Annotated in this window: 14 protein-coding genes; 5 read left to right on the top strand and 9 right to left on the bottom strand. The window is 54.5% G+C overall.

The genetic code is table 11. The features are described 5' to 3' along the window. Positions 1 to 78 precede the first annotated feature (78 nt). From Poly59_RS06505 to Poly59_RS06495, 3 genes are all read right to left on the bottom strand, one after another. The gene (locus tag Poly59_RS06505; RefSeq protein WP_146533323.1) at positions 79 to 2,115 is read right to left on the bottom strand and encodes a matrixin family metalloprotease; all 2,037 of its coding nucleotides are present in this window, start codon (positions 2,113 to 2,115) and stop codon (positions 79 to 81) included. A 47-nt stretch (positions 2,116 to 2,162) separates the two neighbouring features. After that, positions 2,163 to 5,300 carry a serine/threonine-protein kinase gene (locus tag Poly59_RS06500; protein ID WP_186776060.1) on the bottom strand — a complete coding sequence of 1,046 codons (3,138 nt, stop codon included), beginning with the start codon at positions 5,298 to 5,300 and terminating at the stop codon, positions 2,163 to 2,165. 386 nt (positions 5,301 to 5,686) lie between these two features. Then, positions 5,687 to 6,403 (bottom strand): DUF4974 domain-containing protein, encoded by a 717-nt coding sequence (locus Poly59_RS06495; RefSeq protein WP_146533321.1) that lies wholly within the window; start codon positions 6,401 to 6,403, stop codon positions 5,687 to 5,689. Positions 6,404 to 6,782: 379 nt separating this feature from the next. On the opposite strand from Poly59_RS06495, the gene Poly59_RS06490 reads away from it, so the two are divergent. Continuing rightward, the gene (locus tag Poly59_RS06490) at positions 6,783 to 8,846 is read left to right on the top strand and encodes a M13 family metallopeptidase (protein ID WP_146533320.1); all 2,064 of its coding nucleotides are present in this window, start codon (positions 6,783 to 6,785) and stop codon (positions 8,844 to 8,846) included. A gap of 100 nt (positions 8,847 to 8,946) precedes the next feature. On the opposite strand, the gene lpxK is transcribed toward Poly59_RS06490, so the two are convergent. Next, positions 8,947 to 10,014 (bottom strand): tetraacyldisaccharide 4'-kinase, encoded by a 1,068-nt coding sequence (lpxK, locus tag Poly59_RS06485; RefSeq protein WP_146533319.1) that lies wholly within the window; start codon positions 10,012 to 10,014, stop codon positions 8,947 to 8,949. A 154-nt stretch (positions 10,015 to 10,168) separates the two neighbouring features. Between lpxK and Poly59_RS06480 the strand changes: the two genes are divergently transcribed. Further along, a complete protein-coding gene (locus Poly59_RS06480; RefSeq protein ID WP_146533318.1) occupies positions 10,169 to 12,403 on the top strand; it encodes an NADP-dependent isocitrate dehydrogenase in 2,235 nt (744 codons plus the stop codon). Between the two features lie 34 nt (positions 12,404 to 12,437). Here the strand turns inward: Poly59_RS06480 and Poly59_RS06475 are convergent, their stop codons facing one another. Then, complete coding sequence (locus Poly59_RS06475; protein WP_146533317.1) at positions 12,438 to 14,918, bottom strand: DEAD/DEAH box helicase; 2,481 nt, start codon at positions 14,916 to 14,918, stop codon at positions 12,438 to 12,440. Positions 14,919 to 14,992: 74 nt separating this feature from the next. Between Poly59_RS06475 and Poly59_RS06470 the strand changes: the two genes are divergently transcribed. Next, a complete protein-coding gene (locus Poly59_RS06470; protein ID WP_246151443.1) occupies positions 14,993 to 16,354 on the top strand; it encodes a glycerate kinase type-2 family protein in 1,362 nt (453 codons plus the stop codon). Here Poly59_RS06470 and Poly59_RS06465 read toward each other — a convergent pair. After that, the gene (locus tag Poly59_RS06465; RefSeq protein ID WP_146533315.1) at positions 16,351 to 16,737 is read right to left on the bottom strand and encodes a hypothetical protein; all 387 of its coding nucleotides are present in this window, start codon (positions 16,735 to 16,737) and stop codon (positions 16,351 to 16,353) included. The two genes, Poly59_RS06470 and Poly59_RS06465, sit on opposite strands and share 4 nt — an antisense overlap. A gap of 344 nt (positions 16,738 to 17,081) precedes the next feature. Between Poly59_RS06465 and Poly59_RS06460 the strand changes: the two genes are divergently transcribed. Beyond that, the gene (locus Poly59_RS06460) at positions 17,082 to 17,261 is read left to right on the top strand and encodes a hypothetical protein (protein ID WP_146533314.1); all 180 of its coding nucleotides are present in this window, start codon (positions 17,082 to 17,084) and stop codon (positions 17,259 to 17,261) included. Between the two features lie 215 nt (positions 17,262 to 17,476). On the opposite strand, the gene Poly59_RS06455 is transcribed toward Poly59_RS06460, so the two are convergent. From Poly59_RS06455 to Poly59_RS06445, 3 genes are all read right to left on the bottom strand, one after another. Beyond that, complete coding sequence (locus Poly59_RS06455; RefSeq protein WP_146533313.1) at positions 17,477 to 19,339, bottom strand: Gfo/Idh/MocA family protein; 1,863 nt, start codon at positions 19,337 to 19,339, stop codon at positions 17,477 to 17,479. A gap of 83 nt (positions 19,340 to 19,422) precedes the next feature. Continuing rightward, complete coding sequence (locus Poly59_RS06450; protein WP_146533312.1) at positions 19,423 to 20,394, bottom strand: DoxX family protein; 972 nt, start codon at positions 20,392 to 20,394, stop codon at positions 19,423 to 19,425. A 224-nt stretch (positions 20,395 to 20,618) separates the two neighbouring features. Next, a complete protein-coding gene (locus tag Poly59_RS06445) occupies positions 20,619 to 23,555 on the bottom strand; it encodes a leucine-rich repeat domain-containing protein (protein WP_186776059.1) in 2,937 nt (978 codons plus the stop codon). Positions 23,556 to 23,719: 164 nt separating this feature from the next. On the opposite strand from Poly59_RS06445, the gene Poly59_RS06440 reads away from it, so the two are divergent. Then, positions 23,720 to 25,150: a hypothetical protein gene (locus Poly59_RS06440; RefSeq protein ID WP_186776058.1), complete on the top strand. Its 1,431-nt coding sequence runs from the start codon at positions 23,720 to 23,722 to the stop codon at positions 25,148 to 25,150. Positions 25,151 to 25,152: the final 2 nt, after the last annotated feature.

The following is a 25,152-nucleotide window of genomic DNA, read 5'->3' as shown; positions in this document are numbered from 1 at the left end:
ACAAACAGCCGTTTGGAGCGGCAACCGCTTCAAACTGGATGCTAAGATAGGAAACTGAATCGACTTGGTCGGAAAAGACTACGGGCCGGTGTAGTAGTACTCGTATTCAGGGTCGCCGTCGTACTCGTAGTACGCATCCCAGTCATAGTAGTACTCGTAGTTCGAATAGTAATAGTAGTAGTAAGTCGGGTCGTATTCGTATTCGTACGGGTCGTAGTAAGGATCGGATTCTGGATCGTAAGGGTCTTCGTCCTGGTCATCTGAAATGCCATCCACTTGAACGACAAAGTCGATCTCATCGACTGGAAGTTCGACGTCTGAGAACGTGGTGACACGCAGCATGTAATCGCCTTGGTCCAACCAAGCGAAGCCCGATCGGGTCATGTCGTTTTGCGAGCTGATGACGAGCCGCAGTTCCTTGGTGAACGTGTCGTAGATCCTAAGGCGAACACCTTCATCTACTCCGCCGCTAAACGCACTGAGATCGAAACGGTAGAGCTTTGATTTGCCTGCGGACCACCGATAGAATTCATCGATCGTTGACGATGCTGTTCCCGCAACGAGTTCGTTCATTTGCTGGGTTGGCGACAAGAACTCGGCAACGGCTACATAGTTGCCGACATTGACGGCCGAGTTGGGGTCAACGCTGATGCGAACATAGTACGCCGCCCCCGCGACCGGTTCGGCGACTTCAACGGACCATGAACCATCGTCGCGAAGTCTGGCCGATGTGCCGACGGATTGACCATTGCTGTCGATTACCAGTAACCGAAGCTCCGGTCCATCGTTACCGACGCCGGCAACGTTCACGATCAACTGCTGGTTGCTGCCCGTCGGTGCGGTGATCTCCCAAACATCGGAATCTGTCGCTGACGCAACCGATGACACCACCTCAAACCGATTGGTTGCTGCAGGGGTTGCGGCAACCGTGTCGGAGGAAGCGATCGTTTGTGCTAACGTTTCCTCATCGGCCAAGCTGAACTCGGTAAACAGCGTGTCCGCACCGGATTGGTAGTCGCCCGGGACAAGGTCGAGTTGCTGAACCGCAATGGATCGATAGTCAAGTTCAAGGATGTAGTCGCCGACTGAATATATATCCGATGGGTCGTCGGCCGAGACCCGAATCGTTAGCCCCTGGCCGCCGGACAGTCCCGACAGCAATACGGAATGGTTGTTTTCGAAAACGGATGCGGCGCTACTGGTGGCAATCACTGCGCCAGTTGAATCGAGAACTTCAACTTTCGACTTCACAAGGCTAACGCCTTCGGCTTTCAGTTTGATCGTTAACGTGTTTTGGCCGGCTGATGAAGTGACTTGGTAATGGTCGACATCGGTTGGCGAGACCAAACTTCCCCGAGTGCGGATAACGTCCGCCTGAGGATCAAAGCCGATCGGCTCGGGGACCACGCTTGCGAATTGAACGCTGCCGTTGTCCGCTGTCTCGTAAGGATCGGTGCGTTGGCCATAAAGACTTTGGATTTCGGCTATGTCTTCTGCACTTAGAATTCCTTTCGGAACCGTGTATTGACGAAACATCACTGTCCAATTGAATTGGCTGTCATCGACGCCAAGTGTGTTGCCGGCTTCGTGCAGAAACACGCTAAAAAGATCGCGGTCGTTGGCATCCCAAGTGCTTGTGTCCGGTGCTCCGCCGGTCCAATCGTTGACTCGGAAATTCTGATTTGAATTCAGTAACAGGTCTCCCGAGTACGTTCCGGCAACGGCTTGAAACGGCAATGAGTTTGCCATCAGCCCCTGTTGGGGGAACGCACCGATACGAAACTCACCAAAGCGAGGGTCTTCACTGATTTTTCCCGCTGCTCCGAATGCGACATCAAAATCGTTGCGCAAACCAACGTTGATGTCAGCGTGAATGGCCCAAGTTTGATAGGCCCTCAGAGCAAGCTCTTGCCATTGGCTCGAGACCCCTGTTTGGTCTAGCGTTTCGCGAATGTCGTTGCTTTGTTCGCCAATCGCGACGCCATCTGCCGGAAAACTAATTGAAAGATCGCGAGCCTCGGGCCATGGTGTGCCGAACGCCGCGAGCAGGGCTCGCCGTTCAAGTGTTTCGAAATTCGCAGCTTTAGGGCGAGTCCGACGCTTTGACGATGTCATGTATTTCCTGTGCAATGGTATTGGGTTTTAGTATTGATTTGCCAGCGTCATTCGACGACGTCGGCGGTTTTGTCTAGGAGTGGCTCGGACAACTCTTTCGATGCAGCTTTTGATTGCTTGCCTTTCATCAAATTGGCAAGTTGGTAGGTGCGACTGATGGCTTGGAAACCTGGCATTTTGCGAACGGAATCCAAATCCTCGTCAATTGCTAAATTGTCGGCTTCATAGCCGGATCGGATGGCTTGACTTAGCAACGATAGCGCGCGGATATGGCTGTTTTGGTCTGGCAGAAGTGCGGATGCGCAAGCTGCTTGGTAGAGATTGCGGCCAGTCGTGGGTGGTGCCGATGCCGCCAATGCGTCTGCTTTGGACAGGTCGAATTGCTTCAGCCTTGCACGCAAAACGGCCCGGTTGGCGAGGGCACGCTTGTTCTCGGGTTGTTTCTTGATTACTTCATTAAGACACTCGATCGATTCTGCGTCTCGCTTCAATTCGATCGTCAACAAGCTAGCCATCGCGAGTTGGATTTCTGTCGAATTCGGATCCATCGCCAAGGCAGCTTGCAGATCAGACAAGGCGGCGTTGGGATCCGATTTTTCTCTGGCCCGCGCCCGCGACACCAATGAAGCAGCAGACAGGTTTTTCGCCTGCATCACTTCGTCAAAGTCGCGTTGGCTGGCCTCTTGGTCGCCAAGGTCACGGTAGGCGCGGCTTCGCAATAACAGCAAGTGCCCCGGATCAGGGGCGAACTTCATTGCCGTCGTAAAGTCCTCGATCGCATCCGGTGCTTGGTTGCGTCCCAAGCGGATCAAACCGCGGTTCGTCAACGCTTTCCAGTTGGTAGGATCCAGGCGTATCGCTTCGGAAAAGTCTTGTTCGGCGGGATTGCCACGCGATAGCTGCAGATAGCAGAGTCCACGCAATAGTCTTAGCCGAGATGATTCGGGTGATCGCTCGATCGACTGAGTGAACGACAATATCGCCTTTTCATAGTTTCGTTCGCTGTATTGCGAACGACCAAGGCCTGTCCATCGCAGTTCCGGAGGAATCGCCCCGCGATCGGCAAGCGAAGTGAGCATGTCGACTGCCTCGCCCCATTGTTCTTTCTTTAGAAGTCGTACGGCTTCCAAATAGACTTCGGTGTCCGAGGTCATTTCAGTTTGACTGGCCTTGTCACGTTTGGTCTTGACCGCTTGTCGGTCACCTTTGATTCTAGATTTCTCAACTTCGATGTATTGATGCGACCGTGAATCTCGCCCATTGAGGACCCGAGTCCCCGCGACTTGCAGTTGGTCGAGTCGCCGCAGCGAGGATGGTTTAATGGGCGAGCTTCGCGAATCGGTGATCAATCGGTCGGCTTCGAAGATGGCGACTTGGTTGATGTGACGCAGCATGTTCTCGCGAAACTTGCTTCCCTGCTCGTTGGGAAGATCGTCCAAAGTCGAGACGTCGAATGCGGCTGGGTCCAGTACGCCAAGATCGGCCAGCGGCTGCATTGCAGCGTCAATTTCCTGTTCGGTGTGGCGAACTGGGTTGGCAATCATCGATGCCAGAACCCGCGTTGAACGTTCCGAAAATTGATTCAGTTGTTCAACAACGCCAGCTTGTTGCGATCGTTGCCGCCACGCGGCTGCCAGCCCAATCAGCGGAATCATCGACATCGCAATCAGGAAGGCGACCGATCCGCCGGATGTCAACTTCGGATGTCGTTTGGCATACTTTCGAAGTCGTGTTCCGATTCGATCGTGGCCATGTCGCAGCGGAATGTTCTTCGACTCGCAATCCAGATCATCATGCAGCTGCTGGGCACTTTCGTACCGATCATTCGCGTCAAACGCCAAACAATTTTCAATGATGGTTCGCAAACTCGGCGGAACAGCGTCACCGCTGTGCCACTTCACAGGGTTGCTGCGATCCTCGGCCGCACGGGTTAGATCGGCATCAGATTTTGAATTCGGCGCCGTGTAGGGGAGTCGCCCGGTTGCGAATTGGTACATCGTCACGCCAAAACCATAAATGTCGGAAGGCACGCTCAAGGTCGATTCATGACGAACCATTCCCAGAAGGTTTTCAGGAGCCATGTACGGAAGCGTTCCGCCGACGTGCTTTGCAGTGGCCGAGTCGATGAGATGTGAAAGATTGAAATCAAGAAGTGCGGGTTCGCCGTCGTTTCGAATCAGGACGTTCGCTGGCTTTATATCGCCATGCAAGATCCCTCTGGCGTGAGCGTGCATGAGTCCGCTGGCTATTCGTTTGAAAACCCACGTAATCAAATCGCTGCTGTCGAGTCGCGAGATTCGGTCCAGTGGTGTCATCGCTGAGAGATCGTCAGCCGCCGGTGAAGCAGACTGTGGTTTCTTCGAGATCTGTGAATCGCGGACTCGCTGGCGAACAGTCGCGACCATTTCCTCACCGCTGAGGCGACGTTTGTCACCGTCGGGTACCAGGTCGCTCAGCGTCACGCAGCCTGCATAGGGCATGCAGATCACGGTTTTCTGATCAACCAAGTGATTGGAATAGATTGGCACAATGTTGGTGTGCTGAAGCAATGCAATACTGCGAGATTCAGTCATCGAACGGTCGACGATTTTCAGCACGACGAATCGGTCGGCTAAGTCCTGTTGGGTTGCCAGATAGACATGGCTGAACGCGCCTCTTCCGATCAGCTCTGTGACTTGAAAACCGATTTGGTCTAGCGACTGTTCCAGCTTTGCATCAAGAGGAGTGTTCTTACGATTTCTCTGCTCTTTCTCGCTTGTGCTTTGCTTTGGATCGTTTCGAGCGCTGACATTCTCAGTATCACCGAGAAGCGACGAATACCAAGTTTCGTTTTGGATGCCAGGGATCTGTTTCCAACGTTCGACGTCGACTGGCAAGCCAAACCGTTGACGTGATCGGAAATCTTCGAATCCGATCGCGTACAGCAACGACGGATGGTCGATCAGTTCGGGAAATTCATCGGAGTATTGGTCGATTGAAAATGGATCGCAAACTTTGTTCCGCAACTCGACATCGATTCGGACCAGTTCAGAAATCAATGCCAGATGGTCCTCACTGTCATGTTCTTCCAGAACGTTGGCGATCCGGTTGGGGCGATGGACGTCCCAGTCATTTTCAAATTGCTCGATCACTTGCTCAAATCGGTCGTCGAAGACGTTGACCGTCGGCCCAGTCATGGTTGGCATGGTCGGGCCGGAGGGCAGTGAGTTTGAAGTCTGGTAGGAAGACATACGGTGAAGCTTATGCGTGAATAGAGCGGCGAAGTGATCAGGTGGCTGACTGCCTCGCGGCCACTGTAAGTAGCGTCCTATTGAGGTAGAGCCATGAGAGGGCGGGAGGCCCGCCAGCAATTTCGGCAAAATTCAGACTCTTTTCTATCGATCCGATTTCACCGGTGTGGGTAGGTTCTGCTTAGCGCAGCACTAACCAACCTGCGTCGTTTAAGAAGCCATCGCGGCAATTGGCGGTTTGGGTAAGATGGCTGCCTCTATTCGCTGGGTCGCGAAACGATCGCGACTGGGATGTCCCAGGCGTTAGATCGATGCATCAGCTCCGATGCAAAACGATAGGCCTATCGATTCAATTCGTCGCGAGATAGGGAATCTGCCGCTTCTGTCTTTCGCATCATATCGATTGTGTCCTCGTGAACGCATTCCGTGGTCGAGATGACCACCACGGAATTGATCAACGCGATCGTGCTCGGTCCGCCAAGCACATCCCAAGTGTCCGGGACAACGGTCGTATGGATAGCTTCAATCGCCGCTTGAGGATCGCCTTGCATGCACGCGGGCAATTGATAGGCTCGAGTGATCAGGTTGCTTTCCGCCGACGAAACGGTGGTGATCATGAGGACTTCGTTCTTTACGATGTAAGTCAGTTCAAGGTCGTTTAGCATCAGTCGAAGGATGCTGCGCAAGCTTACGTCCCGCAATTTTACATTGACTGGTTCTTGCGCCGATAAGCCGATTTCCTCGAGAGCTTTAGCATCAATCAAGATCGGTAAATCAAAAGCTTGTGCTAGTTGCTTAGCTGCATCGGCGAGCGGCAGCTCGACGAACGAGAGGGACGTTCGTTTGGACATCGATTGGCGAATCTTCATTTCGGTTTCGTCGATCGAGCTGTCACTTGACGGAACTAACTCGATTTTTGGTTTTGCGGTTCGCTCGCTTGCTTTTGTTACCGGCGGAGCGTTTCTCGGACCGCCAAACGGGTCGTCGGCCTCTTGCCCCATCGCAGCCATCCCCATCGTCAAAACGATCCCAAAAACGCGCAATAGTTGAACTGTCATTTGAAAGTGCCGCCAAGTTGGAAAAAGAGAGGCAAAATGGAAATTTGCCTATAGCCGAAGTGCTCCACAGTGTCGCCGATCGCTTGCCCTGTTGCAATCTTTGGCGTCTTTCGAACCCCGTGACGGAGTGTGCTGATCTGATTGTTGTCGATCGGACGAGTTCTCTAGCGTGGCATCACCTAACAACGCGAGGCAGGATCCGGTAATTTGATTCGGTGTGTCATTTGGCCAGCAGGATAATCGCACCAGTGCGCGTCGTTGGCGACGATTGACGTTGCCCCCGTATTCGGATGGCATTGGCATTCGAACGGCATCGAATCGAGAGCCAGCATGGCGCGAGCGATTGAACCCAAGCAATCATGTAACCAAAGGAATAGTGATGAAGCCTAGATTTCTGTTGATCGTATTCGTTTTCACCTCTGTATTCGCGGCTCAGAATTCCGCGGTCACCGCTCAGGATGCGGCTATATCGACGGCAAACGTGACGGCGTCCAAGGTTTCGGGAATCGATAAGTCGTTATTCAGCGACACGATTTCGCCCGGCGAGAATTTCTACCGTTATGCAAACCAACTTTGGTTGGAAAACACTGAGATCCCGGGCGACAAATCGAATTACGGTATCTTCACGATCCTGGATGACGAGACGCGTGAACAGGTGCGCACGCTGATTGAAAAAGCTGCGGAGGTTAAATCCAAAGCTGGCTCGCCAGCACAAAAGGTCGGCGATCTTTATCGTAGCGTTCTAGACGTCGACGCACGCAATCAAGCCGGCGTCGGGCCACTAAACCCAATGCTTAAACTCATCGATGGTGCATCGACCAAGAATGCGCTTGCCGAGGCAATGGGCGAACTGAATCGAATGGGGATTTACGGACCGTTGGCGCCGTATGTCGATGTTGATGCACGCGACAGCGATGCCTACACGGTCTACGTCACTCAGACGGGTCTGACGCTACCCGATCGTGACTACTACTTGGAAGACGACGAGCGTTATGTCGAATTGCGAGCAAAGCTGAAAGCGTACATCACTGACATGTTGGTTTTCGTCGGGCAGTCTGGTGACGCGGCGACAACCAACGCGATCTTTGAATTTGAAAAAGCAATTGCCACCAACCACTGGACCAAGGTCGAAAATCGCGACCCGATCAAGACGTACAACAAAACGACCAATGCCGAGATGCAGAAAATGCTTGGCGAGTTCGATTGGGCTGCCTACACGGCGGCTATTGGGTTGGCCGGACAGGATGCGTTTGTCGTGCGCCAGCCAAGTTATTTGGAGGCTTTTGGCAAGCTGTTTGCCGAGACCTCGTTGGATGACCTAAAGGCGTACCTTCGTTTGCGGGTGATTGATTCGTACGGCGACAACCTAAGCGAAGTGATTGAAAAGCGACACTTCGATTTCAATGACACTGCCGTTAGTGGCGTGACCGAGCAAGAACCGCTGTGGAAACGTGGCGTCAATATCACCGGCAGTGTGCTGGGCGAATTGGTCGGGCAACTCTATGTCGAAGAACACTTTCGCCCCGAAGCCAAGCAGCGGATGAATGAATTGGTCGACAACTTAAAACTTGCTTTCGAAAAACGAATCGAATCACGCGACTGGATGGGCGAAGGCACCAAAAAACAAGCGAGAGAAAAATTGTCGATGTTTGCAACCAAGATCGGCTATCCGGACAAATGGAAAGATTATTCGAAGCTTCAAGTCGCTTCGCCGATTTTGGCCAACAATTTGATTGCTGCGGCTGAGTTCGAAAATCAACGCGAGTTGAAGAAACTTGGTGAACCGATTGATCGCAATGAGTGGCACATGACGCCGCAAACGATCAATGCGTACTACAACCCGACGATGAATGAGATCGTGTTTCCGGCCGCGATTTTGCAGCCGCCTTTCTTCAACTTGTTGGCGGATGATGCCGTCAACTATGGCGGTATTGGCGCTGTCATCGGACACGAGTTGTCGCATGGATTTGACGACAAGGGCAGCGAGTACGATGGCAAAGGCAACTTGCGAAAATGGTGGACCGAATCGGATCGCGAAGAGTTCGAACGACGTGCCGAAGGACTAGTCGAGCAGTACAACGATTTCGAACCGATCGCCGGAAACTTCGTCAATGGTGAACTAACGCTGGGTGAAAATATTGGCGACTTGGGTGGTCTGAGCGTCGCCTATGAGGCATACCAGCTTTCGCTCGGCGGAAAAGAAGCACCGGTGATTGACGGCCTGACCGGCGACCAGCGGTTCTTTCTCGGATGGTCTCAGGTTTGGCGTCGCTTGTACCTTGAACCGGAATTGCTGAAGCGTCTGATCACTGACCCGCACAGCCCTAGCGAGTACCGAGTCAACGGAATCGTTCGCAACATTGATGCTTGGTATGACGCATTTGGTGTCAAACCAGACGACGCGCTCTTCTTGAAGCCAGAGGATCGCGTTCGAATCTGGTAGCTCGCAAAGCGCGGATTGAAAAAGACTATCAGACGCCGGTGCCAAGCTGTTCAAGAACAGTCTGGTGCCGGCAAGCCGGGCTGTCTGTCTTGACAGCGGTCTACTGCGTGTCCTTATTGCGAACGGCTGATTCCTTAACGCGGCTTAACCAAGGCGACAGGTCACCGTCGATTTCTAGGTCGATCATGATGGCGACGATTGGTTTTCCGCCCAGTTGGTCCGTTTGTAATTTGACTAGATCTTTATGCGTGCAGACGACCCGGTCAACCGAATCGCCCAGGCTGCGGATCCAGGCGCGGAGTTGCGTCACGGTTTGGGGAGCATAAGGATCGTGGTCGCCCAAATGATTGGCGGCGATCACCTTCGCACCACATGATGCGACCGTCTTTTCGAACGCCATTGGATTTCCGATCGCTGAAATCACGGCAACGTTCTGGCCGGCAAGTGTTTCGGTCGCGTGAGTGGTCGACGGGTACTCTCTTATTCCACTGGGGACATGGCGGGACCGAAAAAACGGCAAGTCGGCGTTGGTTTTGCGAAGCGTCGTTTCAATCTGTCGCAGGCGATCCTCCGGTACCGCATCGCAGCGCGTGATGATAGCCAAATCGGCTCTTCTCAAACTGCTGACTGGCTCTCGCAATAAACCTCGCGGCAACTTGTGCCCAAAACCAAATGGGCATGTCGCATCGATGACGACGATGTCCAGGTCGCGGTGCAAGCGACGGTGTTGGAACCCGTCGTCCATCAGGATCAATTCGGCTTCCAATTCTTCGATCGCGACGCGGGCAGCTTCGACTCGGTCAGGGTTCTGGACGTGCGGCACGTCCGGCAAACGGTCGTGCAATTCTTTGGCTTCGTCGTTGGTGTCGCTGTCGCCGCGTCCGTAGCCACGGCTGACGATCATCACTCGCGTGCTGTGGGATCGAAACCACTTGGCTAGGTAACAGACGATCGGAGTCTTACCGGTGCCGCCGGTCGTCAGGTTGCCCACACTGATGACGGGAGTTCCGACGCGGTGGATTTCCAGTTTTCCCGATTCGAATCTGCGGTTTTTTGACGCCACAACGACGCCGTACGGCATTGATGCGACCCACAGCGCTCCACGAATCGCGATTGCAACCGGATCACGGCGTGTTCCGCTGATGATTGATCGATAGTCCCATTTCATGGCACTACGATACCGTGGGCGTGATACTGTGGCGACGTCCGAACAGGAAGCGACGCTTCTTATTCGCTTAGATCGGGCGACCGGGTCTGTCCCCTCTAGCCGCTTGAATGTTACTATCTTGCGCGTCTGACTGCCACTCACTAGGAACACGACCATGTCCGGTACCAACGCCAAAATCATTTACACCTACACTGACGAAGCACCGGCGCTGGCCACGGAATCGCTGTTGCCGATTGTTCGGGCTTATTGTGACGCGGTGGGGATTCAAGTTGAGACTCGCGACATCTCTTTAGCGGGGCGTATTCTGGCCAGTTTTTCGGATCACTTGACCGAAGACCAACGGCGTCCCGATTCGTTGGCGGAACTAGGCGAATTGGCCAAGACGCCCGAGGCGAACATCATCAAATTGCCTAACATCAGTGCCTCGATTCCCCAGTTGGTCGAAGCGATTACCGAGCTGCAATCCAAAGGTTTTGGTATCCCTGATTTCCCGGACGATCCAAAGACCGATGACGAGATTGCAATCCGTTCTCTGTATGCAAAGGTTCTTGGCAGTGCGGTCAATCCTGTGCTTCGCGAAGGGAACTCCGATCGCCGTGTCGCCGCGCCGGTGAAAGCATTCGCTCGCAAGCATCCACATTCGATGGGTGCATGGTCGGCGGATTCAGAAACACACGTCGATTCGATGACCGAAGGCGATTTCTATGGCAGCGAACGATCGCACGTGATGGCCAAAGCGGGGGCGGTGCGAATTGTTTGGACCGGCAAAGACGGATCCAAGACTGTTTTGAAGAGTGCGCTCGCGCTACAAGCCGGCGAGATCATTGATGCGTCGGTGATGAGCAAAAGTCATCTACGCAAATTTTTGGCGACCGCGATCAGCGATGCCAAGAAAAAGGACGTGCTGATGTCGTTGCACATGAAGGCAACGATGATGAAGGTTTCCGACCCGATCATTTTTGGTCACTGCGTCACGGTTTACTATGCCGACGTCTTCGAAAAGCATGCCGAGTTGTTCAATGAGATTGGTGTTGATCCGAACAACGGCCTGGGCGACGTGTACTCGAAAATTCAGTCACTCGATGCCGACAAGCAAGCGGAAATTAAGGCTGACATCGAAGCGGTTTACGCCAAGCAACCTCGTTTGGCGATGGTCGATTCAGACAAGGGCATCACCAACCTGCACGTTCCTAGCGACGTGATCATTGATGCATCAATGCCCGCTGCGATCCGCTCGTCCGGCAAAATGTGGGGGGCCGATGGCAAACTGCACGACACCAAGGCGATCATTCCAGATCGATCGTATTCGGGCGTCTACCAAGCGACCATCGAGTTTTGTAAAGCGAACGGCGCGTTCGACGTCACGACCATGGGCAGCGTAGCCAACGTCGGTTTGATGGCTCAGAAAGCCGAAGAATATGGTTCGCACGACAAGACCTTCCAAATTGCCGGTGACGGAATGGTTCAAGTGGTCGACGAAGCGGACAACGTCTTGATGGAACATGCCGTCAAGGAAGGTGACATTTGGCGGATGTGTCAAACCAAGGACACACCGATTCGCGATTGGGTCAGGTTAGCGGTCGCGCGCGCTCGGGCAACAGATTCGCCAGCAATTTTCTGGTTGGACGAAGCGCGCGATCACGACGCAAACCTAATCAACAAAGTCACCGCCTATCTGCCCGATCACGATACCGAAGGTTTGGAAATCATGATCATGTCGCCGGTGGATGCGACGACTTACACATGCGTTCGCTGTAAGGAAGGCAAGGACACGATTTCTGTGACCGGGAACGTCTTGCGTGACTATTTGACGGACCTGTTCCCCATCCTGGAACTCGGCACCAGCGCCAAGATGCTGTCGATCGTGCCCCTCTTGGCCGGTGGTGGTCTGTTCGAAACGGGTGCCGGCGGATCGGCACCCAAGCACGTCGAGCAATTGATCGGCGAAGGTCACTTGCGTTGGGATTCGCTGGGCGAGTTCCTGGCGATCGCCGTCTCGTTGGAAGACTTGGCTGCCAAGACCGGCAACGCGGATATCGGAGTGTTGGCGGCGACGTTGAACGAAGCGACGTCGAAACTGCTAGACGAAAACAAGTCACCGGGGCGTAAAGTCGGCGAGCTAGATAATCGAGGTAGTCATTTTTACCTGGCGATGTATTGGGCGCAAGCGTTGGCGGCACAGTCAACGAGTCCCTCGTTGAAAGGGGCCTTTGCGGAACTGGCACAACAGTTGGCCGAAAACGAAACTAAGATTCTTGGCGAGTTGAGTGCCGCACAAGGCAATCCGGTCGACATTGGTGGCTACTACATGGCTGAACCCGCGAAAGTCCAAGCAGCGATGCGGCCAAGCGCAACTTTCAACGCCCTGATCGATTCGTTGGCGTCTTAGCGGACCGCGAGTAACGATTACAAACGCCGAGTACTCACTTGGCGTTTCGACGCCCCAATCCGATCAGGTCGAACGCTTCGCTGCCCGGTTGTGCCAATAGTTCGTCGGTGCTTTGCGGATCGACGTTACGGCAGGTTTCGGTCAGCTTGTCGGCTAGGTCGTCGAGCGGGTCTTCCCACGTTTCGACGGTTGTGTTGGATGGCGGAATGTTTGCCATTTCATCGAGCAATCCGACCATGCGCAGGCAGTGGCGGAAGAGGATCCCCTCTTCCTTTTGCAGTTTGCGAGCCGTCACGTACTTGTTGAAATCGCCGCCGAATTCCAATAGTTCCCCAACGATCCAAACCGGCGTCACACGGACGTCGTTGACGCGAGGAAATTCATTTCGGAACAGTCGCAGCAGTTTTTCGCCAATCGTCAGCGGCCATACTCTCGGTTCGTCAAACATGACTCGGCCGAAACCGCGATCGACAATGTCTTCGTCATCTTCTGGGCCTTTCGCACCGAGTTCTTCGGATGTTGCTAATCCCAAAGTCAACAGTTCGCTATCGAGTTTGGTCGTTGCAAGGGTTCCGGCAGGCATGTCATCGTAGGAAGGCATGCGACAGAATCGGGCGACGGTTCCTGGCACCTGCAGGACGCTTTCCAAAGTTGCAATTCGTTCGTTCGGATCGGCGATCGCTAGTTGGTCTGCCAGGAACACGCCAAAGAGTGGATTGATGCTGCGGATATGAACTAGCCGTTCGAGTCGGTTTTTCGGGGTGGCGGTGATCGGCCGATAGTTGGTCATTTCATAACCCCGGCTTTGGATCAGTTTTGGGTCCGTCTCGTCTTCCTTGGTGGAAGCAGGCTCGAATGCATCCGGTTGAATTTTGTCTAGTAATTCGCCGAAGAGTCCGGCCGTCTTGGCGGCCTTCTTTTCCTTGTTTGTTGGGGGCGGTGGCGGCAATTCGGCCGCGTGCGGTTCCGGATCGAGTTCGATGTAACGACCTTCCCACATCGTGATCAACATTCGATTCAAATCTCGTTGGCCGTCCTCGATGCCTTTGGGGTGCAGCAGGCGGCGCCCAATCATGTCTCGGATCGGCTGGACATTCTTGTCTTGGCTGAACAAGTACGCCAACAACCGCCACGGCAGCAGACCGCGACTTTCCAGATTGGCTGATTCGGCGGACTGCAATTGCTCGAACTGCGATACGGTCCAGTACGTTTCGCCGGCGCGGCGTTTGGGCATCTTCTTCTTCAGTTGCTTTTTCGCCTTCATCAATCCCGGATCCTTGGTGTCCTCGGGGATTGAGTCGTACTTCTCACGCCATTTGTTCAGCTTCACGTCGTCTTCGTGCGCCAGGGCGTACACGTATCCAACATCATCAAACTGTGGGCGACCGGCACGTCCAAAAATTTGCTGTGCAGATGCGATCTCGCAAAGCTTCTTTTTGTCGCGTGGTCCCTTCAACAGACTTGGCAGCACGACGCTGCGAGCAGGCAGATTGATGCCGGCAGCGAGGGTTTCGGTACAGACACAGAAGGCCAGCAGTTTGCGTTGGAACAGATCTTCGACGATGCGACGATACCGAGGTAGGACTCCTGCATGGTGGACTCCGACACCTCGCATCAGAATCTGCTTCAATTTCGGTCCGGCACCTTCGGACATGTCGGCGTTGTTGAGATAGTCGGCCAGTTCACTCTGACGAGCCTTGTCGATGACGCTCTTGCCTTTGAGCAGTTCAGCGGTGGTCCAGCACTGTGATCGGCTAAAGCAAAACATCAACGCCGGTGTCCGCCGTGCGATCTCGTCGCCATCGGCAATCCGTTCTGAGAAATCGGGCAGGATTTCGTCGTCAACCCACGAATACTGCAGTGGGACTTTGCGTTCGGTGCCGACCACCAATTGCAGTCTTCGTTTGTGCGCACGTGTCAGCCAAGACGTAAACTCCATCGCGTTTCCGACCGTCGCCGACAACAGCATCGTCCGCACGTGCAATGGCAACAGTCCGAGCGTTAATTCCCAGACGACGCCCCGTTCACGATCGTTGAACGAGTGGAATTCGTCCATCACAACGGACGAGACGTCTGTGAAATCGAAGGATGTCGGGTTGAGAAGTCGGTTGAGCAGAATTTCTGCGACGACGACCAAAACGGGGGCATCGGGATTGACCGATCGATTGCCGGTCACCAATCCAACTTGATCGGCTGCGAAACCCCAGCGAACTGCGGATTGGCGAAGTTCATCCAGTTTTTGGTCCGTCAGTGCGATCAGCGGCGTCGTGTAGTACATCCGCGTACCGGTCCGAAGGGCTTCATAGACGGCCGCTTCGGCGATCATGGTTTTTCCCGTTCCCGTCGGCGCGCAAACTAGGACGCCATGGTCACCTGACGCGACATCCCCGGTAAAATACGCCAGCATCGCCTCTTCTTGCACCGGATAGGGTGCGTAGGGCAGAAGTTCGAAGTACTCCGACGCCAATTGGTCGCGGTCGGGAATTTCAGCAGGTTCAAGGTGCGTGTTCGTCATGGTCAACAACTTAGCGTGCCTTTCCAGACGCGGCGACTGTGGTGGTGGTTGTTCCTTTGGAAGTTCAAAATAACGTGAATCCATTCAACATGAATTTGGCTCGAACGCATGCAACCGAGATATGGTACGCTGGGCTGGAGTCTGTTTTGGCCGAGTCGCTGGTGCGCCGCGAGGTCGTCGTGCACGGCGAAACACTTTCCGTCGGCGGCTACTCGTATCGTCGCAGCGATTTTGATCGCGTGATTGTCGTTGGCGCGGGCAAGGCGGGAACGGCGATGGCAACCGGATTAGCCGCGGCGATCGGTGACTGGTTGCCCGTGACTGGCTTCGTCAATGTTCCCGAAGGAACGGAGACGGAGCCTGGCCCGATTCGGCTTCATCCGGCGCGCCCAGCAATGGTGAACGAGCCGACGCAGACCGGCGTTTGGGGCACCGACGAGATCTTATCGCTGGTGGGCAGCGCCAAGCCGCGTGATCTTTGCATCGCATTGATCTCTGGCGGTGGCAGCGCACTGATGCCCGCGCCGATCGACGGGGTCACTCTTGCAGAAAAGTTAGAAGTCACTCGGTTCTTGAGCAGTTCGGGAGCAAACATTGCCGAGCTCAATACAGTCCGAAAACACCTTAGCCGCGTCAAAGGCGGCGGATTGCTGCGAGCTTGTCGCGCGGGTGAATTGGTGACGTTGGTGTTGTCCGACGTGCTTGGCGACCCGCTCGATTTGATCGCGTCAGGCGCGACGGTCCCGGATACTTCGACTGCGCAAGACGCCATCAAAGTATTGGCAAAGTATGACGTGAGTCGATCACTTCCGCTGGCGATCTATCGAACGCTTGCCCAGGATCGGGCGACTGATTCACCCACCTGTCACGCTACCACGATTGTCATCGGGAACAATGCCGTCGCAGTGGACGAAGCGGGGATGCGCGCCGAAGGTCTTGGTTACAACCACGTCATGCAGGTTGCCAAGCAATGCGAAGGCTTTGCCGAAGATGTTGGACGCCATTTGGCAAAGATGACAGTCGACATGTTGAACGCCGATCCACAGGATCATCGATTGGATTGCTTGATCACCGGTGGCGAACCAGTTGTGAAGTTGGTCGGCGAAGATGTCCGCGGCCGAGGTGGTCGAAACCAACAGTTGGTTTTGGCGGCTTACCAGTACTTGCTAGGTCAGTCGTTGACGGACGAACAATGGAGCCGGATCTGTATTTTGTCGGGCGGCACGGATGGCGAAGATGGACCGACCGACGCGGCGGGCGCGTTCATCGACGCGGACGTGCATCAGCAAGCGATGCAATTGGGGTTGGATGTCTCGGATTCGCTGGCTCGGAACGACGCCTACACGTTTTTCACGTGTGCCGGTGGATTGTTGGTCACCGGCCCAACGGGAACGAATGTGTGCGACGTGCGAGTCGCATTGGTAACGCCCGTTTAGCGAGCGTGGACGTAGAAAGGCACATAGACGCGGCGTTGGATGTAATTGTAATTGCTGTGCGTCATCGGCACGGCGTTCCAATCGGGACGCAGCGGATTGACGCCCATCCAAAGGTTGTAGTCTAAGCGTGCGGCCCGCTGGTCGGCTCGGTGGAGAGCACGTGCCTGGCGAATTTCGCTTGCGGAAAGCTGTGCCGATGAAGGCAGTGAACGTTCGTTTCGATCCGATGGTTTTTCGAGCGAATCATAGAGTTTGATTCGGTCGATCGAAGCCGGTTTCGATGCATCGCTGGGCGACGAAATTGGACTTTGTGCATTGCCAGAGCTGGCCAGTGCAAGAGTGCCCAAGAGTGCAGTGAGTGCGAAAATGCGTCGGATTGTCATGGCAGATCCAGAGCCGGTCGAGCGTTGTAAGTTTCGAGTTGTCCAACGTTGGCATCGGTCGGGAGAGATGCTCGGATTGACTGTGTCTGGCAATAGTGGAGCGAGTTGGCGGCCCACCATGTTGGCGGTGCGGGATGTGACGGTGGCGACTAGCCGATTGATGACTGGCACTTTTCACGCCACCGGTTAACGTTGGGATTGAAGACCTAGGAGGTTTTTAAGGACTGCGAACGGCTATATTTTGCGACGCTGATCATAAAACTGGGGCCGTCGCTAGGACAATTAGGATTGGTGGACTAAGATGCCGCCGTTCGTCCCACCTTACTTTTTGGAGAATTCCTGCCGTGAAATCAGCTTTCACCTTGGCTCAAGCCGCCGTCGCCGCGTTCGTTTTGACTTTCACTTTCGGCTGTGCACCACCTGCACCGATCGAAGCGAACACTTCGACCGACGTGGCTCCTGCGCCAAGCAGCAACACGACGACCAGCGCAGAAGCTCCTGCAGCCGACGCTCCTGCTGAGTAGTCGCCTTGGGTTGATCACCCGGCGTAAAGCCAGGGTTTGACGTCCGAAAAAAAAATTAACCCCGCCACGGTTTCCTTGATTTGAATCTCGGATACCGCGCCGGGGTTTTATTTTGAGCTGACTGGCAGTTGGACTAAATCGCCAATCGGACTAGCCGGCGGCAGCACTAGCCCGCGTGATGCGAGGCCAGCGCTGACCGGTGTGGGTGCCGCCTTTTAGGCAACTGGCTTCTTCATGTATTCGGCCTCAGCCTTGATGTCGCTTCCGTCCGGCACGGCATCACTGTTGATGTCGAACCATTCTTCTTCGAACTTCAAGTATCCACCCTTGCCAGCGTTGGCGTTCTTTAGGGCAACGTTGGTTCCCAGTGCGATCACCGCGTCGCCCATCGCGACTTCGGGATAGCAACGTGGCCTGTTTTCTTTGTCGGGGTTTCGGATGCAAAACGCCCAGTGCTCGATTTCTTCGCGATAGCCGCGACTGACCGGGCCGGAGTCGGCGGCCTGTGCCAGAGGTGCCGCATAGTCGCCACTTGCGCTGGTATCGAGCGCATAGCCACCGCCTTGTTTCGATACCCCAACCTTGCTGCTGGTGTCGCTGTTGCGATACAGCAAGACGTCGGTTTCTTTGTCCAGGATCAGTGTGCCCTTGGTCCCCATCACGACTTCGCCCCAGCCGCCGAACCCGTTGCCGTTGATTGACGAGTAGGTCACGACGACTTTTTTGTTGGGATCATCTGAGTATCCAGGGATCGGGCCGGTGCGAACCGGATCCTTGCCTTTGACAACTTTGCTAGCCGGGTAGTTGTCGACAGGGTCAAAGTAGCCAACGTCAAAGTCTTTGCTGTATTCCGGGCCAGGGAATTCGTACATGCAATAGACGTGATCACCGACGCTGCGGTCTTCGGGCATGATGTGCAAGCCGCCGACGGCGTTGACCGTCAATGGATGAACCTTTTTGCCATCGTTCCGAAGCGAGCTCAGGAAGATGCTGACCGCATCAAGTTGGTGGCTGCCAAGTTCCGCCATCAAGCCTGCGCCGGTGCGATCGAATAAACGCCAACGATGCAGTTCTTCCATGGCGCTGAAGTGGCCATCGCCCATCGAGAAGTCTTTGTATCCAAATTTCGATGGGTCGACGTTTTTGTCCGCGTCCCAGGCTTGAAACATTGCAAGTTCTGCCTGCAGACGGACGATTTCATCGGGATCGGTAGCTTTTTTCAAGCGTCCGGCGCGATTTCGAATGTCGCCGGCGATCTTGTCGTACATCGTTCCATCGGCAGTCTTTTCGCCACCGGGAATTGGCATTTTCCAACTGTCGGCACCCGGCAGGTTTCCACGGTGCCACTGGGCACGGATGTGGTGAAGTTGGCCCAGCAATCCCCAGCGAATCAGGTTGATCGCGTTGTCGTACTTGACGTTGTAGTGACGTTGGTGACCGGTCGCCAAGTGCAGCGGGTTTCCAGCGGTGTCTTTCAGTTCTGCTGCCATGCGTGACATCACTTTGCACTGGGCAACGTTGTGGGCCATCAGTTTTTCGGTCAGAACATGAAGTCCACGTTCCATCGCCAAAGCGGCAACCGAGGCGTGTAGCCACAGAGGCAGAGCGATGATGACTGCTTCGATGTCCGGGTCGTCCAAGCAGGCCATGATGCCGCCGTTCTTGCCGTCGTAAACCTTGACGTTACGACGAGCTTCGGCTTCGTCCTTGTAGCCAGCAACTTGGATCAGTCCGGGGCGGCGACCGAGCGCCGAAGGGCTAGACCAATCGCCGTGGAAGGCGCGGTGTTGTCCAAACGGGCGAATGTCACAGATTGCTTTGACTTCGACGTATTCGGGGTTGCAGCCACCGATCAAAACGTTGCCTTCGTCACCGGTGCCGATGACGGCAATGCGGACCGGGTCGTTGACTTTGCCGTATCCAAAATATGCTGCGCCAAGACCGGCACCACTGACTGCACCAGCCGAGACAATGCCGCGAAGGAAATCGCGACGGTTCACGTCGTAGTAACTGCCAACCGCCGAGTAATAATTGTGTTCGCCAACTGCACGCTGATCGGCAGAGAGTTTATCGACCATGGAAAAAACCTGGAATGTAAATGTAGTTTGAGAGATTTGTTTTGATTTGGATCGGGCGTATTCAACGCACCTTGTTCATCTTGCTAAGCATCCGGGTCTGGCGCATACCAAAATTTGCGAACGATTAGATGCAGGAAGAAATCGAGACCGGCGAACCGGCCTGCACCGGTTCCCGCCAAAACTAGGCATGCCATTGATTCGATCAATTGGTAGTTGCTCGATGTCGGCCCTGTCGATGGCGGATACTGACTCAAGAAGACTGAACCGAGAAAACCTGCGGCCGCTAACGCAGCTACCGGCGTGAACAGTCCGAACAGCAGGAGCAAACCGACTGCAATATCGAAGTAGGGCAGCAGTCCATCCACCACGCTGGTGTCGATGCGTGCGGTACGAGGTTTGACAAGTCTCAGCTTACCACGGGATTCGGCCTGTTCGGTGGTCGCCAAAGCATTCTGGGCCGTTTCGTAATTGTTCCAGATTGCGTCGATCTGTTTCAGTGCCGGGGCGGCTTTACCTATCCATTCCTTGCGGATTGTGTCTCGTTGTCCACCAAGGCTCGTGACTCCATCACGCAGCATTTTTTCAGACTTCTCTTCCTGGTTGGATTCGAGTCGTGCAATTCGCGAACGACCAAGTTCAAACTCTTCCAACTCAGTTGCGTTTTCGCTGACGACCCATTCGTATTGGCTGACCGCGTCACGGTAGTTGTCTTGGGCTCGTCGTACTTGGGCGTCATCGAAGCCGTAATGCGCAGCAACTTGGTCCCGGAAAACGGCCCATGAATACATGTTGGCGTTTTGATTGAGCCGCAACTTGCCGTCGGCGTCCCAAACCATCTTGCGGAACTCGCCTGCGAAGGGGCCTTTGGCGTTGGCGAAAAATGGCGCCGCACTCCAATTGCCTGCATCGCGTTTGTCGATGCCTTCGCTATAAAAGTGCCAGCCAACGGTAAGTCGCAGCAAGACCAACGCGACCGCACCGATCAGGCTGAGCAGGCGCGGCGAAAAGCCCCAACCAACACAGAGACGAAGCGGGAAGAGAAAAAACTTTCGCACGTAACGACAATTCCAGAGCAGGAGGAGGTTGGTGGGGGATGCGGTCTGCGGACGCCCTCGGCCGGTGATGGGGACCGGTGGAAGGCGAATCGGCAAGGCACGGTCTCGATGGGCTGCCATCACTGGGAGCCACCACAGACTCTTTTAGCTTACACAATTTGCTCGCGGTTTCGCCACTATGGCGAAGATTTCATCCTAAAACCGTCGTGTCTACGGTAAGCCGGTTAGTCGAGCGCGGCGGATGTCGCCGGTTGGGGCTTCCAATTCAACATCGTTCTCAACGCATCGAGATTAATGCGACCAGAATCCGTCGCTGACGCAAGCGATCGGGGGGCTTGGATTTGATCTTCCGAATCATCCGCTAATTCATCGTTCGATTCGCCGTTGGGATCGTCTTCGGCGGCCATTCCGCCCGGGCTAGGTCCGATCTGTTCTTCGGTATTCAAGTCCTGCTTGTCGCGACTAGGGTCAGGGACCGTCGTCCCGATTTGGTGCAGCGAAAATGAGGATTGACTTCGGATCAGGCCAGTCTCACTGAACCGAACTTTCTGGTGGAAATCTTTCATGCGGCATCTCAGCTCGGAAATAATCTCTGCGTCAAGCTGTTCAGATGCACTCGCTAGCGAAACGTCCGCCGGACCCTCAGCGGTCAATTGGCCGAGATCAATTGCAACCGTCGTGTTCGTTTTCAAGATTCGTTCGATCTGTTGGGGATCGTACTTGCAGTCGTGTAAAATCAACACTTTTAAAGAAGGTGAATTAGCGGCAAGGTCCAGGATTTCAGGCGAGATCTCGGTCTGGGAAAGATCAAGCAGTTCTAGAGCATCATTACTCATCAAGCTGGTCAAATCTTTGGCACCTACTTCGACGCCAGCAAGCCGCAGTCCCGACAGCTGCCGCAGTTCTGCTAAGCATTCTCGGGCGGTGTCGTCAAGTTTGACTCGATTAAGTGAAACTGAACGCAGTGATGGCAACGTGCTTAGCCATGCAACCGTTTGAGCGCCAACGGGATTATCATCTAAGTTGATTTCCCAAAGCGATTCGAGTCCCCGCCACGTTGCGGTGATTGAATCATCAACATTTGCGCCAGGGATTTGCAGAACGGTTAAGCGTCGAAGTTCACCAATGCGGCACAGGCCAGTGCGCGATAGCGATGGATAACCCAGGATCAGTTGGTCCAGGTTCGGGCATGCGAGCAAAACCTTTAGCAGCGGATCCTTCACCTCTTCACCGCCGGCCGCGAACCAATGCAGGTCACGCAGTCCGGTCACGACAGCGGATTTCGGCCAGGGCTGGGAAAACGCAAGCCCTCGCATGCCACGGGCGTTGCGGATCTCTAGCCGGGCGGGCGATCGTTCAACTCGCAGATAACTGGCAAGTTCAGGTTGATCCAGGATCCGGATCGAATCGATATCCGTCAGCGTGTTGACGTGCAATTGACGCAAACGATGGCCTTTGACCACTTCAAGATTGTTTAGCTTGGATCCATTGACTCGCAGCGATTCAAGCGCCGGGAAATGATCAAGAAACCATGTCAATTGGTCTGCTTCGATCAAGCAATTTCCCAAATCTAGATTGCGAAGTCGATTCATTCCTTCGAATCGTTTTGCTTGGTCAAAGGTCACTTTCACGTCTGGCAAACGCAGGCTTCGGATGCCTTGGTTGTTGGCCAGTTCGGTAAAATCAATGCCGTCCATCTTGAGGCCCGTGAACCTGACTGAAGATGGACCATCAAAATGACCAATTTCGTTGACCCATTCTTGGCAATAGGTGGATGAATTGACGGGGACATCTGACTCGTCTTCCGTCACAAGTGTTGCTAGCTGGGCTCCGATTTCGAGTTCGCGCAGATTGGGAAGATTCTTGATCCGGAACTTCGTTAAGTCACGAGAAAAGCTTGCCACCCTCAAAAGGCTGGGCATATTTTCCAGTTCCAGTTGTTCGTACCATCCCAGACCTGGGATCCAGTATCGCCGATCTAATAAATAGGGATCGGGCGAGAAGTCGTCCTGGATCACAGCGAGCGAACGAAGGTTTCGTGCAAAAAGTTTGTGCTTTTGAATACGGTCCATTCGCAAAGTTTTCAGTTTTGGCAGGTCGCTCAACCGAATCTCTAGTGTGCTGCTGTTGCGATAGATCGTCTCACGAATCACCGATAGCGATTCCAAGTTTGGCCAGCCTTCGACGATCAGTTGGTCGCTCTCGCCAGCTGCGGGACGCGTCAGGTAGAGTCGTTTCAGCTTGGCACTCCATGAAGGTTTGCCGATGTCCGCAAGTTTTAGGTCGGTGTAGGTCAGATTGAGAGTTCGCAGATGCGTTAGCGAATCCAATCGCCGAATTTGGTCCGCCGAAAGGTCGGTATGTGCGAGGGTCAGCGCCGAAACCCACGGCAGTTGCCGGATCAGATCGATTTTTCCGGGTGTAATTTTTTGCCAATTCAATCCGACCGAGATCAAGTAGTGACGGTCCGCTAACGGCGCCAGTGAAGCAGCGTTGTCAGGGCCGCGAAAGGACTCAAATTGCACTAGCGTTGGGATTTCGCAAATTCGCTTGGTCAATTTATCGTCGGTTGCAATGCACTGAACTTGTCGCACCCGATTCAGCCACGGCAACATCCCGGCGGGCACGCGATTCGCCAGCGGTTTAGGAAGCCAAATCGAAGTGAAGTAGTTGCCCGTTTTTAAGATCTCGGCTGCGATTTTCTGATGTTCAATCGCTTGCCACCTTGCGTTTCCGACGATAGCTGCAGGCACAATGATGATCATCAACGCCAAACCCGAGTCGAACAGAGACTTGATCCAAAATCGGCTCGGTCGGCTACGTAGGGTTCGGTCTCGGATCGTGCCAAACAAGAATACGACCGCCGCAGCAGTCAAAGCAATGATTAGGTTGCAGGTCAATTTTGACCATGACCAGTACCGTAGCTCGGACTCACCGTCGATTTTTGACCGGATCAAATACCGAAACGGCCAGCCAGCCATGGTGGGAATCTGAAGATCCGCTAGATGTTGGGGACCATCAATTTCGGAGGTGCCATGCCATCGGCCATGCAATTCAACATAGGCCCAAGGCAGGTTGGAGATCAGAAAAATGGTCACGATGGTGCCCGCCAAAACCAGGCCACCGAATAAGCGTTTTCGTTCGATTTGGAGGGGTTCCATCGATGCAAACATTCCCATGCAAAAGACGCCAAATACGATCACCGCTGCAGTCTATCAGACGCTCGATTGCGGATGTCGATGTACTTTTCGGACGTGCGGTTATCATAGGGGGCATGGGCAAGATCGCATTGCCGTTTTTTGTTTTCATTTTTAGGCTTTTCGAGATGGCAATCCCTCCCTGGACCATTGATCTGCTGCGTCGCGGTTTAGGCGACGTTGCGCGCAAAGCACGTGAACCGGAAACCATTGAAAAGCTAAAGCATCAGGCCAACGAGATTCTGCAGGACCTGCCTCAGACTGCTGCACGAGGTCTCGACGCGGTCATGCGGAGTGCTCAGTCAAGCAAGAAGTCGGTCGAGCGGTGGACCCGCAAGCACATGACTTTGGCACCGACGATGATCAATGCTGCCGGTGTGCTGCACGGGCCACAGGGGACCGGCGTGCCACTGGATGCATCAGTGGTCGAAATGGGAATCGAATTGTTGGCCGGTGGTATTGTGGGTGGTGAAGAATTGACCACCAAACTGAATCGTCGAATTGATCGATGCCTGCCTGGCGGTGGCGATTACAGCGCGGCAGTGACGTATCGATTTGAAGCTGCCTTGGCGGCGATCGCATTGCTTGCACGGACATCCGGCGATGCCAACCGGTCCGATTCCCCACGGTCGATCGTGCTGCATCGCGGTTACGCAGTCAGCTTGCCCGGCGGTCGTCCGCTACCCAGCGTCCTAGCCGATGCATTGCCGACGTCGAAGATCGTTGAAGTTGGCGGATCGAACCGCGTCGATGTTGCTGATTTTTCTGGACTGAGCCGCTTCGTGACGGTGCTTGCCGACGGTGGCGACCGCGCGGCGAAGCTGTTCGATTTCAGCAGACTCGGTGGCGGAAAAGTTGACGCCGTACAAATCGTCGTGCTACCAATCGCAACGATCAAGCGAGACACGCTTGGTCAAAGTGATTGGGCGAAGTCGATTCCGTCGGCCGAAGCATTGTTGGCCGATGGCGCCGACTTGGTCGTCATCGCAGGCGATGGTCTTGCCGGCGGTCCGGCCTGTGGTGTGTTGATCGGACGTCGTGACTTGATCGATCAGATTCGATCGCAATCTGCTTGGAACGGCTTAGCGGCGACGGACGCGGTGACTGCGATGATGATGGTCGCGATGGAAGCGTCCGAATCGATGACGCCGATCAAGCAATTGTTGATGACGTCGCAAGAGAACTTGCGCGGGAGGGCTGAAAGACTGGCGACTCGGTTGTCGAGCAATGAGCGGATCGCCGATTGCGTGGTCACGTCTGATCCGGCAAAGCTAACCGCCGATGGTCGCTGGCGATTGCCGTCGCAGCAGATCCGAGTCCGCCACAAAGATCATTCCGCCCAGCAATGGGCCGATGAGCTTCGCGACAATGTGCCAGCGGTGACGACGCATGTTGATGCAGACGCGGTTGTATTTGATCTGCGATGGGTTTCTGCGGCTGACGATCGAGTGCTGGCCGAAGCGATTGGTGGATGTGATGAGACCAGGAAAGATGAAGTCTCGAACGTCGATCGAGCGAAACATGACGCGAGTCACGACGTGAAACACGACGTCCTTTAGAG

The organism is Rubripirellula reticaptiva, from assembly GCF_007860175.1.
Taxonomy (GTDB): domain Bacteria; phylum Planctomycetota; class Planctomycetia; order Pirellulales; family Pirellulaceae; genus Rubripirellula; species Rubripirellula reticaptiva.
Note: the sequence above shows the minus strand (reverse complement) of the source record. Positions and strands in the feature narration are given on the sequence as shown.

Excerpts from the sequence above, each read along its gene's own strand:
- Poly59_RS06490 (WP_146533320.1), top strand. The coding sequence starts at position 6,783 with ATGAAGCCTAGATTTCTGTTGATCGTATTCGTTTTCACCTCTGTATTC.
- Poly59_RS06440 (WP_186776058.1), top strand. The coding sequence starts at position 23,720 with ATGGCAATCCCTCCCTGGACCATTGATCTGCTGCGTCGCGGTTTAGGC.
- Poly59_RS06495 (WP_146533321.1), bottom strand. The coding sequence starts at position 6,403 with ATGACAGTTCAACTATTGCGCGTTTTTGGGATCGTTTTGACGATGGGG.
- Poly59_RS06445 (WP_186776059.1), bottom strand. The coding sequence starts at position 23,555 with ATGGAACCCCTCCAAATCGAACGAAAACGCTTATTCGGTGGCCTGGTT.
- Poly59_RS06475 (WP_146533317.1), bottom strand. The coding sequence starts at position 14,918 with ATGACGAACACGCACCTTGAACCTGCTGAAATTCCCGACCGCGACCAA.
- Poly59_RS06465 (WP_146533315.1), bottom strand. The coding sequence starts at position 16,737 with ATGACAATCCGACGCATTTTCGCACTCACTGCACTCTTGGGCACTCTT.
- lpxK (WP_146533319.1), bottom strand. The coding sequence starts at position 10,014 with ATGAAATGGGACTATCGATCAATCATCAGCGGAACACGCCGTGATCCG.
- Poly59_RS06480 (WP_146533318.1), top strand. The coding sequence starts at position 10,169 with ATGTCCGGTACCAACGCCAAAATCATTTACACCTACACTGACGAAGCA.
- Poly59_RS06455 (WP_146533313.1), bottom strand. The coding sequence starts at position 19,339 with ATGGTCGATAAACTCTCTGCCGATCAGCGTGCAGTTGGCGAACACAAT.
- Poly59_RS06505 (WP_146533323.1), bottom strand. The coding sequence starts at position 2,115 with ATGACATCGTCAAAGCGTCGGACTCGCCCTAAAGCTGCGAATTTCGAA.
- Poly59_RS06500 (WP_186776060.1), bottom strand. The coding sequence starts at position 5,300 with ATGCCAACCATGACTGGGCCGACGGTCAACGTCTTCGACGACCGATTT.